The organism is Cupriavidus neocaledonicus, from assembly GCF_000372525.1.
Taxonomy (GTDB): domain Bacteria; phylum Pseudomonadota; class Gammaproteobacteria; order Burkholderiales; family Burkholderiaceae; genus Cupriavidus; species Cupriavidus neocaledonicus.
In genome coordinates this window covers 1-13852 of the sequence record NZ_AQUR01000051.1, presented here as the reverse complement: position 1 = coordinate 13852, position 13852 = coordinate 1, and the positions used below count along the sequence as shown (strand labels likewise).

Here is a 13852-nt window from a genome sequence, read left to right as displayed (position 1 = left end):
ATCGCCGGGTCCGACAGGCCGAACCATTGCTGAAGGAAGTGGATGCGCAGCATTGCCTCGACCGCGAACGGGGGACGGCCGCGCTTGCCTTCCGGGGCGTACGGAGCGATCAGCATCACCAGATCGGCCCATGGCACCACACGGTTCATCTCGTCCAGGAATTCGCGCTTGCGGGTGCGCTTGGTCGACAAGTTCAGTCCAAGGTCAGTTTGTTTCATGCGCCACATGCTCGCTGGCTCGACGATTCATTGCAAGCACATCCGCCGGCTAATTGTGCAGAGCATCCTTAGAGACCTCATTCCTGCGTGAATCCATGTCGAATTGCATAGCGAATAAGCTCGGCGTTGTTCTGAAGCCCCAGCTTTTGCATCAGCCGCATCTTGTGGGTGCTGATCGTCTTAGCGCTTAGCGATAGTGACTCGGCGATCTCGTTGACGGTTTGCCCTGTAGCAAGCCGCTGCAGCACTTGGAATTCCCGATCAGACAGCACTTCATGTGCTGGCGCGTCAGTGCCCCTCTGGTGAAACACCATGGCATCGACCAACGCCGGATCGATGAACTTGCCCCCTGCGGCAAGCTTTCGTATTGCCCCAAGGAGGATCTCCGGGTCACTATCCTTTGTCACATATCCAGATGCCCCGGCACGTAAGGCCCTTGAAGCGACCTGTGCTTCGTTATGCATGCTGAGAACCAGGATGACGAGACTCGGCCATTCGAGACGAACCCTCCGAATCAAGTCGATGCCACTGATACCGGGCATAGTCATGTCCAAGAGGAGAAGGTTGAACTCTCCGGTGCGCAATTGCTCCAACGCAGCGGCGCCATCCGCGGCCTCGCCTGAGACGACGATATCTGTCGTGGTCGCCACAATTTGCTTTAGACCACTGCGGACGATCGCGTGGTCTTCAGCAATAAGAACTCGAATCATGCTTGACAGGGATTGGTGGCTATAAATTGACGCGCCCGCAACAGCACTGCGATCGTGTCGATACTTGGTCTTTCAAAACCCTATTATCAACACCGACATCCGTTGCTGGGGGAGGAAGGAACATGGTACGCCATATCCCTGGTGTTCGGATATGGGATACATCGATAGATCGACAGAGGCCATCCCCTTGCCACGCCGGATGTGAACTCTAGCGGCGCGTATTCGTGCCTTGCGTTAGGGCGCCGTCTTGTAGAAAGCGCCGATGGAAGGTTTGATCACCAGTAGGTGCGCGCAAGTCTAACGGCAGCTTCGCTGTACTCCCGGGGCGAAAGGAGCTTCCCGTCTACATGACCGGCGCGGCTCCTTCCGCAGGGACGTCGTCTTTGAATGCACAGTAAGTGACTTAAAAATTTGGTTATGTGTCGCAAGCGGGGAAACTGAATGTGAATAAACGGCGCGCGCATGGAGCACTTTGGCGGTCGTGCACCGCCGGTATGACGATCGATAACCAATGCGTTGCCAGGCTCTTCCTACTTTTAGCGAGCGGCAGACCGCGCGAGTTAAGCAATAGCCATGCCGACAATGAGTTCTCGCCCCTTGAATGCGTCACTCCGGCTCTCACTGGAGACGCGCTGTCGTGCTCAAAGTTCTTTTAATCACGCTCCACGGTTTTACATGGGTGACCCAGCTTTGTGAGCGGCGTGCCGAAGATCGCCGGCAGTGCTATAGGCGCGCTCAAGCAGGGACAGAGCACTGATAGGTGAGCGCTGAAAAATTCTCAGATACCCGCTGCAGAATGCTCGAGAAGCAGCGGACTTTTTCGTACCGCCGAGACGGCACGATTCGTCGGATGCGGTGATGGCATATAAGCGCCGCACCGCTGGTGATGCAGTTCCGGCGCGGCCCGCGTGGCCCTTGCCCTCTGGCGGACTGCCGCCGCAGCGCGCTGTGGTGCCCATTAGCAGCCCGCCCACCTCCGGAAGCACCAGCTCGCGCTATCCGTGGCTAAGGGATGAATTGCACCGCATGATGGAAGACTGTGTCAGAAGTGCGCGAAGCATGATTTTCGATCTGGACTACTTGAGCCCGGCAATCATACGTGCCCTGAGTGTTTTGCTGGATGACGCTGTGCTATGTTCAACGAGATCGCTCCAGCGCCCCGCTTGCTGAGCACGCTGTCGGACCTGAAGGAGTGGTGCCTGATCGCTGTGGGCTATGCGCCGCAGGGCATCGCCAGCCACGTTGCGCGCTTCCTCAAGGCATGTGCGGGCTCAATCAGCATGGGGGCAGTGTGCCGGCGACATCTGCCTTATCATGGGGCCTTCGCACCCATCACCACAACCATGCATCTGCCAACCGAAGACTTCCAGGGTCACCCGCTGGTGTGGATTGGCCACGCCGACTCCTATCTGCTGCTGGCACCTCAACATGGTGGGCGCCTGGTCCGCTGGGTACACCGAGGGCAAGATATCCTTTACTGGCCCGACGCCGCTGACTGGAGCTGCCCCGCCAAGGTCCGCGGCGGCAATCCACTGCTGTTTCCGTTTGCCGGCCGGCATTTTGTCAAGGGCAACCCGGGGCAGTGGCGTGATTCGCAAGGGAAAGTGCATTCGCTCGCGCTGCACGGTTTTGCGCGCGACCTTCCGTTTGAGGTTAGCGCCATCAACGGTCGCGCGTCCATCAGAATGACGCTGCGCGACAGTGGGGCAACGCGCGCAGGTTATCCATTCGCCTTCGTTTTTGAAGCCATCTACGCGTTGCTGCCCGATGGCCTGGAAGTCACGCTGCGCACCATCAATACCGGCACGCAGTGCCTGCCCTGCTATCCCGGTCACCACTTCTATTTCGCCTTGCCCCACTCACAGCGCGCCGCAGCATCGCTCGCACTGCCGCGCACCGAGCGCTTGCGCCAGCGGTCGGATGGCAGCCCGATGTGCGCGGAGCCGGGCGAGCCAACATACCGGCTCGACGACCCACGGTTGCAGGACGCCCTCCACGCCTTCCGCGCTAACCCGTCTGCCACGCTGGCCATACCTGGGCGCAAAATCCGCTTCGAACTGAACCAGCCCGGCAGCGCGCCATGGCATGCCGTGACCACATGGTCCGAGACTGAGACCGCCGACTTCTATTGCGTGGAGCCGTGGGTGGGCCTGCCCGATGCGATCCACCACGGCCTCGGCCTGCGCTGGATCGAGCCCGGCCAGAAGGAAAGCGCGGTGTGCCGGTTGCGCGTCACGTCAGATCTCCTCGCGTTGGCCAAAGTTCGCTCAGACGATGAAGTGGCACCGACGTGATAAACGTACTTCAAGTCGCCTTGCCGGAAATTGCTCCTTGTGCGTTCGTGTTCAATCATTCTGTTGCTTTCCTAGCGCATCAGTCTGTCGCTAGGTTGAAAACTCCGACACCGCTCCTTTCGATCATGGGAATCGTGCCGTTGACTTTCAACGTCGTCCATCACCCCCGGATTTCGCGCGGTGGTCTGATACTACTTAAGCTTAAGACTCCAAGTTAGTAACCACATGGGGACACAACTAAGTGCCCATGGTCCAGCCGGAAGTCTCGGGGACACGGCGAATCTGCCCAGTGCAGGGCTGCTTACCGCAATAGGCGGTTTTTTCATGGGCCTATGCTTGGAAGAACCCGGGGTGAATGGCGTTCGCATTGACCTGTAAGTAGGTTCACGATGTGCTGCGAATACGGTCGGCTCGTCGTTTCCGGATCCCAGGACCTCGTTCGCGAGGCGGCGATCCTTCCTTATCGCTCTTTGCGGGCTTGGCCCGTCAGTGATTCTATTACCTTCGGCCGTGCTGTACCGCCGCAACGGCGAGCGCATAATTTCAGCTTGGGGGCGCTGGCGGAGCGGCCCGTCCGAGACGCGCTTGAAGGCGGCCGCTTGCATGCGCCGTGAAGATTCAACACATTGTATCCGTGGTTCATCCACTGAGTCTGGAAAACGCGGCACCACACGTTGCTGGAAGGCTGGATCGAGTCGGCCAGCCACGATGGCGGGCGCTTTGTGATCCGCGTCATCGACGGAGTCCACAGGATGTCGCAGCGAGAATGGTTGTGGCTCGGCAGCGAGTGGCCGACGGGCTTTGGCCTGTCGTTCACGGCAAGCCATCCGCCGGTGCGTTGTGCACAGGGATTCCGGTTTGCGACAGGGCGACCGCGCTGATGCATGCCATGACCGATTGCCTGCCGGTGGGTTATTGCCTGGCCAGTCAATTTTCCGATAAAGACGGTGCGCCATGTCTGCCGCCACGTACTGCTACGCTTGGCCGCGGCGCGGGCGTTGAGGAAGCGACATCACTGAATGCGTGGCGGCAGTTGGTCAAGGCATGCCGGTCATCGCATCTTGATGGCGATAGTGTCGGCCACTGCGGCACGACAGCACAATGAACGCAGCGCGATGCAGATGTGATGGAACCCCGTGTTTAACCTGGCGTCGCGACAGCATCCTGCCCTATGTGTCCTAGATGAGCCACACCCTGCACGGGGTCAGCGCACTCAATGGGCTTTGGGCATGCCAGCTTACGCTCATGCGGCGGACTGGGATCACCACGGCCGGCACCGGCCCGCCTTGATCGGGAGCGACTCGCGGCGTTAGTGGGCATTCCAATGGTCAACGCTCGAAGAAGCGAGGGCTGGCCTGCGGCCCGCCCTCTTCGGCGCCGTAGCCAGAGTCTGTCCCCTCTGGCTGGCTGCAGACTTATTTGCGCTGCGCTGGCTGCAGCACTGTCCGATCCACGCGGAGCCCAGCGTGCGGAGTGTCGCTGCGGCCGGGCATTTCCGATGACGTTGTCGGGTCCTGACGGCCGGCTGGCAGCTGCGGCTTGCGATCGGCTGCGCTTTTTGCCCCCGAGTTGTGCCACCGCCCTCGCATGGTGCCGGCGGACATAGTGCGATGAATCCGTTAGTGGTGTGGCTCGATGCCCTCACGTACCTCTCGTATTCGGAGGCGGTCGCAGGCCGACGCTATTGGACCCCACGCCTGGCTTTGAGCGCTGGCGGAGCGCCGCGTCCGCGATACGCTTGCGGACGGCGGCTTGCATGCGCCGACGCTAGCGAGTTCGCGACCGGCCCGCTCTGTGGCCGTTGGGGTACCAGGCGCCGTCACGCTGCCTGCGTCGTTGAGCCGGTTATTGGAGCCAATGCCCGGCCTGCGGTTATCGCGCTAGACGGCGACAATTATCTTGGCCGGTTTGATGACGATTATCTTTGCCGGTGGGGCAGTGGCGGAGGCGGCGTAGCCGCCGGAGACACTGCCCCACCGGCGGCGCCGGGCGGAGGGGGTTTTAGGATGGCTGATTGCCTTCAAGAAGAAGCGAACAGCCATGTCCGGGATCCACATTACGGACCAGCAGGTCCGCCTCTTCATGAACAAGCGCAAACATCACACCCAGGAAGTTGCAGCGGCAATGGCCGGCATGAGCGTCCGCACAGCGCGGCGAATCGAGCACCGCGACCATCTGCCGTCGCAGAAGACGCCACGCACGTGGCGCACTCGTTCCGATCCGTTTGCTGATGGGGACAGCGAGATCGTGCCGCTGCTGCGCCTCTCGCCCCGGCTCAAGGCAGTCACGTTGCTGGCCAAGCTGCAGGAGGCTCATCCCGATCGGTTCCCCGACAGCATGCGACGCATGCTGGAACGGCGCGTTAGCCAGTGGCGCGCGATCGAGGGCCCCAGCAAGGAGATCTTCTTCCCGCAGGAACACCTGCCCGGCGTGCAGGGCCTGTCGGACTTCACCGACATGCGCGATCTGCACGTGACCGTCGCCGGCGCGCCGTTCGGGCACAGGCTGTATCACTTCGTGCTTGCGTTCTCGCACTGGGAATACGCTGGCGTCGTCGAAGGCGGCGAGAGCTTCGAAGCCTTGTCTAACGGCTTGCAGAATGCGCTCTGGCAGGCCGGCGGCTGCCCGCGCGAACATCGCACTGACAGCCTGTCGGCTGCGTTCAAGAACCTGCAGCAACAAGAGGACTTCACGGCCCGCTACGCCGCGCTGCTCGAGCATTACGGCATGACGGGCACACGCAACAACGTCGGCGTGGCTCACGAGAACGGCAGCGTTGAGTCGTCTCATCGCCATCTGAAGGAAGCCGTCGACCAGGCTCTCATGCTGCGCGGCCATCGCGACTTCGCAGATCGCACCGCTTACGAGGACTTCGTGCGCGAGGTCGTGATGCGGCGCAACCGCCGCAACGCCGCCGCGTTCAACGTCGAGCGTGAACATTTGCAGGATCTGCCGCTGCGGCGCACTACCGACTTCGTCGAGGAGGAGGCACGCGTGACGCGCTGCGGCACCTTCACGGTGCGCGGCATCCTCTACAGCGCGCCGTCGCGCCTGATCGGCCACAGGCTGAAGGTGCGGATCTACCCCGATCGGATCGACTGCTATCTGTCGGGGGCCTTGGTGCACAGCACCGCGCGTGGGTCTCATGCCGCTAACAGCCGTCGTCGCGCGCTTGACTACCGGCACTTCGTGGACGAGCTCAAGCGCAAGCCCCAGGCGTTCAAGGGGTTGGCGTTCCGCGACGACCTGTTCCCACGCGAAGCGTACCGCCGGGCCTGGGAACAGCTCGAAGCCCGGATGACGCAGCGCGATGCCTGCAAGACCATGGTCGGTTTGCTCGATCTCGCCGCGAACCACGGCGTCGAGGTCGTCCTTGCCGCCCGGCTCGAGGCCTTGCTGACTGCGGGCGAATTACCGGACCTCGAACAACTGCGCAGCGAGTTCGCACCGCGGCAAGCGCAGTGTCCGGAGGTAGTCGTCGAGACGCCAGCGGCGTCGCTCTATGACACGTTGCTCGACGCGGAGGTGACAGCATGAACATGCCTGCAACCTACGATGCCGCGCGCCTGGGCCTGATGCTCAACGAACTGCGGTTGCCGACGATCGGCCGACTATGGCCCGAGTTTGCACAGCGCTCTGACAAAGAGGGCTGGCAGGCCGCGCGGTTGCTTGGCGCACTGCTCGAGCACGAACTCGCCGAGCGGGTCAAACGGCGCATCGAACGACATCGCATCGAATCGCACCTTGATCCGACCAAGACGCTCGACAGCTTCGACTTCGGCATGGTGCCGATGGTCTCGAAGGCCCACGTGATGGCGCTCGCGACCGGCGACTCATGGCTAGAGAAAGGCGCCACGATCCTGCTGTTCGGGCCGCCGGGCGGCGGCAAGACGCATCTCGGCTCCGGCATCGGTCACGCCCTGATTGATGCCGGCTACCGCGTGCTGTTCACGCGCACCAGCGAGATCGTGCAGAAGCTGCAGGTGGCCCGCCAAAGCCTGCAGTTGCCGTCGATGCTCGGCAAGCTGGACCGCTTCGACCTGATCATCCTCGATGACCTGTCGTACGTGCGCAAGGACCAGGCGGAGACGAGCGTGCTGTTCGAGCTGATCGCAGAGAGATACGAGCGGCGAAGTCTTCTGATCACGGCCAATCAGCCGTTCTCGGGCTGGAACGATGTGTTCCCCGATCCGTCGATGACGGTGGCCGCCATCGACCGCCTGGTCCATCACTCGACGATCTTCGAGCTGAACGTCGAAAGCTACCGGCGCCGCAACGCCAGCGACAACAAGCGTGCGCGGCGGCGTCAATTACCCGAAACCGAACCGGAAGGAGCGACAACAATGACGACCTGACGAGCGACAATTACCCCAGCCGACAGGCCAAGATAATTGTCGTTTGACCGGCCAAAGTAGTTGACGCTCTACATCGCGCCATGCGGCACCGTCAACGCCGCGTGGCATTGTCTCGCAATGGCACGCTCAAGGCTGGACGGGCGCTGCCGCCCTCGCCCCGCCCGGCGCCCTCCACAGGCGGTGACTGCTCGGCGGGCTAGAGCGCGGCACCAGGTTCTGGGTTTACCGAGAAGCTGTCGGCGCCTTTGTCGCGCGTTTGCACGACGGACGAATTCAGGCAGTTGGCGAAACGTCCCGAGCCGCTATCTAGGATTACGGTCCGCGTGCTTCGCTCTCCCCCCGGTTTGCAGTCGTCTGCACGAACGCCGTCGCCGCGAGCGGCGACAACACAGATATGGGAACGAGACCGCCGGGCGCCGTTTCCGCATACCGAATCAGCGCCTCGACGTCGCCGTGACTTGCCAGATGCTGGACCGCTGCACTGCGGCGCGCCGTTTCAGGCAACGGCATGCGGAGCGGCTGACCGGCCAATCGATGGCTAACGCCAGCTCGCGATCACGCGCCACCGCCACTTGGCAACCCGAGCGAGGGAAGCCGTCGTATTGGCCGTCGCTGCCGACCACGACGGTGGGGCGCTCGCCCGCCACGTGCGCCGCCATCTGGCTCCCGACGGCGCGAGGTGGGTGGCCCGGTTCCGGTTCATCGACGCGTGCGATCCGTTGGCGATCAGCGCGTGGATCGGCAGCAGTCGCCGCGCGCGGTAGGCATTCATCGAGCTGCTGTGGGGACGTGCGGCCGAACCGGGCATTGAACAACGGCGTTGGCCCGATCGCTCGCCGCCGGCCGGGACCGTGGGACAGCTTACTGAACCCGTGCAAGCCGATTGTCGGCTGTGCGGCGCGGACCATGCCGATCCCGCGACGCGACACTGGCTTGCCTGCCATGCGGCGCCCAACACATCGTGGCGTGACAGCGGCTGGCTGGCGCGCCTCATGCCCAGCGGCTGGCTCGACTTCGCGGCGGCGATGCCGGCGAATGGACGGCGGCCCCGCATGCTGACAAAGCAATGCGGCAGGCGCGGCTTGCACACCTATATGTTGTAACCCTCCCCTATCCCACTTGGCAGGAAATCCCCCGAATCAGTGCGTTGCGCGACACTCTACCTGAGCGCGTCTGTGCCCTTCCGCACCGAAAGTTGTAATCGCTGCCGCCGTTTCACCTAATGTTGTGTCTTGTTGGAGCGGGATGGGAGGGCCGTAGGGTGCGCGCCAGAATACATCTACGGGCCCGAAGTACTGCGGCAGAGTCGGAAGTGGAGATCAATCTGGCCACGTGGCCCACGGTCGATGAGCAAGCCCTGCCAGAGCCTCAGCGCGTGACCTTTCTTGCCCGCGTCAGCGCGGTTCGGCTCTATTTGAATGGTGCCGATGGCAAGCATATTCGCGAGAAGGCGGGCATCAGCCGTGGCCAGGTGTACCGCCTGCTGACCGAACGTTGCCTGGCGCCGCATCCGGACGGTCGTATCTATGGCTGGCCGCGAGCGAATCGCCCCGAGCAGCTATCATGGGATTATGGTTCGCCCTTCTCCGCTATCGCCCGGTCCGCGCGAATGCATCATGGCCGTCCGCAGCTACAACTTCAGGTGCAAGCGGAGACAACTTCAGGTGTGTGAGCGGCGTGCGCTGTGAAAGTGACGTAAGAACCGGTGGATGGCCTTACCTGATAACCCACATTATCAGGCTTGAATTTTTACGGGATTTACCGGGTTTCTGAGGCGGCACTTGGGAAAACCGGGGATGGCGGAGGTGCCGGAACCGGCGCCACAAGGCCCGCAGAGCCACAAGGCCCGCAGAGCCACAAGGCCCGCAGACACGCGGCGCTGACACCGCTTGAGATCCGCCACGTGTGCGGCGATTCTCACAGTGTAGCCGAAAATGGCGTCGCTGCCCCGCCTGCGACGCCACCTGAATACCCCTTCCCGACTGTCATTCATCCTCGCGCGCGCCGCGCGGAAAGCGTCATCCCGCCATTATTATCAGGTAAGATAGGCTTGCTGCCGTTCTCTTCCCTGCCATGGCCCAACATAACCTCGTCGCTGCCGACACCCCGCGTTATACCCGCGCCGACTTCACGGCGCTGCGCTTCCGGCTCAACCGCATCCCGACCGAACAGATCCTGGCGCGCGTCTATGACGAAGAGGCGCTGCACGCCGCCGGCATCGACACCGCGGCGCAACTCGAAGCCCGGCTCGATGCCATGCGCGATCACCTGGTCGAGCGCGTCTGCCTGAGCAACCCGTACCTGTCGGCGAGCCTGGCGGACGCGCGCCGCTTCAACAGCTGGCCGAAATCGGCCATCGACTATCTGGTGCGTGCCGCCGATCAGGACTTTTCCGCGCCGCAGCCCGACGACCCGGTGTCGGCCTGGCTGCGTCCGATCGTGTTCCGGGCGCTGCGGCACGAGCACATCCAGACGCTCGGGCAACTGCACGCCTACATCGCGCTGCGGGGCCGGCGCTGGTACCTGCCGGTGCCGCGGCTCGGGGCCGGCAAGGCGCGCGCGATCGAGCGCTGGCTGCAGTCCCAGGCGGCGACGCTGGGGCCGCTCGCGGTCGTCGACGACACGCCGCAGGCAGCGTTGGTCGAGCTGGGCCCGGATCTCGCGCGCAAGCTGGTGCCGCTGGAGCAGATGGGACGGGTCGTGGCGATGTTCGACGGCAGCGAGGGCCGCAACCGGGCGCCAGGTTCCTGCCTGATTGCCGCGCGAAACGACCTCGAGGCCATCCAGGCCTACCTGTATCGCTTCCGCGACCGCAACAAGACCGCGCGCGCCTACCAGAAGGAGCTGGAGCGCTTCCTGCTCTGGTGCGTGGGCGTGCGCCGCATCGCGCTGTCGAGCGTGGGCGTCGACGATTGCGAGCGCTACAAGGATTTCCTGGCGCAGCCGGATCCGTCCTGGGTCGGCCCCAAGGCGCCCCGCAGCTCGGCCCGCTGGCGCCCCTTCGCCGGCGCCCTCAAGCCGGAATCCCAGCGCTACGCGGTACTGGTGCTGCGTGGCTTCTTTGCCTGGCTCGTGGGGGTGCGCTACCTGGGCGGCAACCCTTGGCTGCTGGTCCCGGATCCGTTGACGGCGCGCCGGGAGGTGCCGATCGCGGTCGAGAAGGCCTTGCCGGGGCAGCTATGGACGGCACTGGTGCAGCCTGGTGGCATCCTCGACCAGCTCTGTGCGAAATGGCCCGCAGTACCGGTGACCGCGCCGCTGACCGCAAAGGATGCCGACGCGCCCGGTGCCCAGTACCGCCTGGCGCGCGCGGCCGTGCTACTGCTCGGTTGCAGTGGCGCACGCCGCGAAGAGGCGGCCGGCGCGCAGCGCTGCCACCTCCAGCCGGTGCCGGAGCAAGCCGGCATCCCCGCTGGCCTGTGGGAACTGGCGCTGCTCGGCAAACGCAGCAAATGGCGCACCGTGTTCCTGCCGGCGCGCGCCATCGACGCGTTGCGCGCGCACTGGGCCGACCGCGGCCACGATTTCGAGAACGCCGATCAGGCGTTGGCGTTGCTCTCCCCGGTGGTGGTGCCGTCGACACGTACTGCCCAGGCGAAGCATCTCAGCTTGACGGACGGCGAATCGGTCCTCACTGGCAAGGGCTTCTCACCGGATGGCCTGTACCAGCTATTGACGGCGACGCTGCAGCGCATCGCCGACGACGCCTCGCTCCCCATGACCGAGCCAGAGCGGGACCTGTTGCGCCGGGCTGCGCCTCACGCGCTGCGGCATACGTTTGCTACTCATGCGGTGGCCAACGAGATGCCTGCGGACGTCCTCCAACGGCTATTAGGGCACGCCTCACTGCAAACGACCTCTTTGTATGTCCGAGCGGAACGCGCGCGCGGCCTCGCTGCGGTGTCGAAGCTCTTCCCCAGTTAGTGCGCTGCCCCGGGAACGGATGCCCCCCGACTTGGCGCGGACGCCGCAGCTTGTGTGCACCAGCCGTCTTGCACGGCGACCGCTGTTGGCTGCTGCGTATCCCCTCATTCGTCTGGGTGGTCACGGCGGGCCGTGGCGACTTCTGGGATAGCGGCGCCAAGGTCAGCATTCCACATCGGCGAGCCGGCCATTTGATCCCATGCCCACGGAAGCATCACCACGTCAAGGCTAACGATTGGCGCGAGCAACGTCATTGCGACCTCAGATTCCAATTGGCTGGTAGGCACGTCGCGCGGGTAAGCCGATCCGGGGCGCGGCTGTCCCGAGTTGGGACAGCCGCCGGGGAGAGTCGCCGCTCTCCGAGTCCGAGCAACGCAAGCACATCATAGCGACTTGAGAAGGTTGCGTCCTTGATAGGCGCCGCTTACCGAGCGGCCTGCGCCGGCACCATATCGCCATTGTCCCAACTTGGGACAGCCTCTCCAAGGGTACGGCGGCGGAACGCCCCGTTTTTTTGACGCCGCTGAACAAATGCCCCAAGTCGGGACAGTCTTGGTTGCCGCGCGACATAGGTCTGCCGCCAGCGTCGGTGTAATGTGCGAAGCCGACCTGTAGGTGGGCAGGGCCATGTCGTCCCGGGGGACGGCCGCGACGCTCGCCCGAAAGAGCGCTGGTCGCGGCTGCGGCAGTAGCCATCCCGGTGTCCCAAGTCGGGACAGATTCTTGCGCGTTCCCCCGCGTGTCACCTTGCCGCCGGCCAGGTCATTGCCGACGGGACAGAGTCTGGATGGATCGCACGGCGCCCAGCCCAGCTTCGGCGCGAGGCGCCGCGCCTGACCGTGGCTCCTTCTGGCAGCCGCCATAGCGACGACTTTGTTGACTCGGGAAAGCCCGTGCACGGATACAGTGATGGAACAAATCGCTTCGATGATCTCCCCTCAAAAAGTATCCCGAGTTGGGACAGTCTCAGCGGCGGCACGACATAGGGTCGCCGGCAGCGTCGCTGCGACGTGCGATTCTGACCTGCAGGTTGCAGCGGCCATTGTGCTCCTTGGGACCGCAGCCAGACTCGTCCGAAACAGTGGTGGCCTCCAGCTGCGGCATCTCCGCGTCCCCAGTCGGGACAGTTTCGCCAACGTTTCACCGTGTCCCACGTTGCCGCCTGCCGGCTTACCTCTCGAGGCCAAGTCCACTACTCCTCGCCATCATTACCGACGCGCGCGTGAGCGCGAGTTTCCTGGCCGCTACCATCCCCACTTGGGACAAGTGCCGGCGGTATGACCGTGAACGTTCAATGCGAGCGCTGGTAGGGATCGCGCTTTGGGTTGGCATCGCTGGCAGAGCCCCTAAGACGTGGTGTCCCTAGTTGGGACAACCTCGGCTGCGTTGGAATGCGCAAGAAACTGTCCCGACTTGGGACACCGGGAAGGCTACAGCCGCGGGTGCGACCGCCGGCTTTCGGGCCAGCCTTGCTACCCGGAGGGGCGGGGCCATTTCCCGGACGCCCGCGGCTGGCCGCTCGCCGCCGCGTTGGCCATGGGGCCGAGTTGGCCGGATCGCCCAGAGTTTCGCCACTTCGGCGAACCACAGCGTTGTCCCACATCGCGCCTGACGGCATGAGGCCTTTCGGCCGCGGCCGGTTTGACTGACCGGCTTCGCTCGTCGCGTAGCGACGCTCGCTCAAATGCCTCAGCGCTTACCGGGGGTGTCCCAACTCAGAACAGTCTCTGCGTCCGACCCTCCGCCCACCGCACTATTGTCGCGGCGAACAAGGCGCCAATGCCCCGCCGCCGAGGCTCCTGTGCGACTGTCCCAACTTCGGACAGCCGTCGCGATGCAGCGGTCGCACAGCTCCTCGCACATTCATCCAGTCCTCTGCACTGCAGATTGCAGGTACGCTTCCCGCGTAGCATCCCTCCTGCAATGCGCCGGACCGAGCAGAAACTCCCATGGGCCTGTCAGTCCCAAATCGGGCCATCTGTCCAATCGCTGGGAGCCGCCGTTACAGAGCGAGTGAAGGCGACCCTGCCCGATACGGTAGCACCGCGTAGCAGCCGATTAGCCGATCGCGGCCAAAAAAAAGGTTCTTCGCAGAAAACCGTGGCCCGAAAGAGCACATTTTGTATGCTGATGTCTGTTTCTTCAGGTATCAGGGGGATGTGTGCTGGATCGCAAGACGCTGCAAGCACTGGGTTGCTGGAAGGGCTACCGGCTGGAGCGCGTGGAATGGCCGGAGGGAGAGAGCCGTACGCTGTCGTTGTACTTGAAGCCGGTCAGCAAGGTCATGCATTGCGAGGAGTGTGGCGCGCGCTGCCATCAGGTGCATGAGACAGTGGTCAGGCGAGTCCGGG

Annotated in this window: 7 protein-coding genes and 1 pseudogene; 6 read left to right on the top strand and 2 right to left on the bottom strand. The window is 63.6% G+C overall.

What is annotated here, in order from left to right:
- Positions 1-218 (bottom strand): transposase (locus A3AG_RS0101000; RefSeq protein ID WP_167332257.1); only part of this gene is annotated, 218 nt, incomplete at its 3' end.
- Between the two features lie 77 nt (positions 219-295).
- Positions 296-928, bottom strand: coding sequence for a response regulator (locus A3AG_RS0100995; RefSeq protein ID WP_012354626.1), 633 nt, complete (start codon positions 926-928; stop codon positions 296-298).
- A gap of 1343 nt (positions 929-2271) precedes the next feature.
- Between A3AG_RS0100995 and A3AG_RS31125 the strand changes: the two genes are divergently transcribed.
- The 6 genes and pseudogenes from A3AG_RS31125 to A3AG_RS32700 all read left to right on the top strand — a co-directional run.
- Complete coding sequence (locus A3AG_RS31125) at positions 2272-3222, top strand: aldose epimerase family protein (RefSeq protein ID WP_012354627.1); 951 nt, start codon at positions 2272-2274, stop codon at positions 3220-3222.
- A gap of 2040 nt (positions 3223-5262) precedes the next feature.
- A complete protein-coding gene (istA, locus tag A3AG_RS0100985) occupies positions 5263-6759 on the top strand; it encodes an IS21 family transposase (protein ID WP_012354628.1) in 1497 nt (498 codons plus the stop codon).
- Positions 6756-7577, top strand: a complete 822-nt coding sequence (gene istB / locus A3AG_RS0100980) for an IS21-like element helper ATPase IstB (protein WP_012354629.1) — start codon at positions 6756-6758, stop codon at positions 7575-7577. Before istA ends, istB begins: the two co-directional genes overlap by 4 nt.
- 1312 nt (positions 7578-8889) lie before the next feature.
- Positions 8890-9249 (top strand): hypothetical protein, encoded by a 360-nt coding sequence (locus tag A3AG_RS34295; protein ID WP_012354631.1) that lies wholly within the window; start codon positions 8890-8892, stop codon positions 9247-9249.
- Positions 9250-9650: 401 nt separating this feature from the next.
- Complete coding sequence (locus A3AG_RS0100965; RefSeq protein WP_012354632.1) at positions 9651-11501, top strand: phage integrase family protein; 1851 nt, start codon at positions 9651-9653, stop codon at positions 11499-11501.
- A gap of 2161 nt (positions 11502-13662) precedes the next feature.
- Positions 13663-13852: pseudogene (locus A3AG_RS32700) on the top strand (ISL3 family transposase); the annotation flags it as partial.

Excerpts from the sequence above, each read along its gene's own strand:
- A3AG_RS0100965 (WP_012354632.1), top strand. The coding sequence starts at position 9,651 with ATGGCCCAACATAACCTCGTCGCTGCCGACACCCCGCGTTATACCCGC.
- A3AG_RS0100995 (WP_012354626.1), bottom strand. The coding sequence starts at position 928 with ATGATTCGAGTTCTTATTGCTGAAGACCACGCGATCGTCCGCAGTGGT.
- istB (WP_012354629.1), top strand. The coding sequence starts at position 6,756 with ATGAACATGCCTGCAACCTACGATGCCGCGCGCCTGGGCCTGATGCTC.
- istA (WP_012354628.1), top strand. The coding sequence starts at position 5,263 with ATGTCCGGGATCCACATTACGGACCAGCAGGTCCGCCTCTTCATGAAC.
- A3AG_RS31125 (WP_012354627.1), top strand. The coding sequence starts at position 2,272 with ATGCATCTGCCAACCGAAGACTTCCAGGGTCACCCGCTGGTGTGGATT.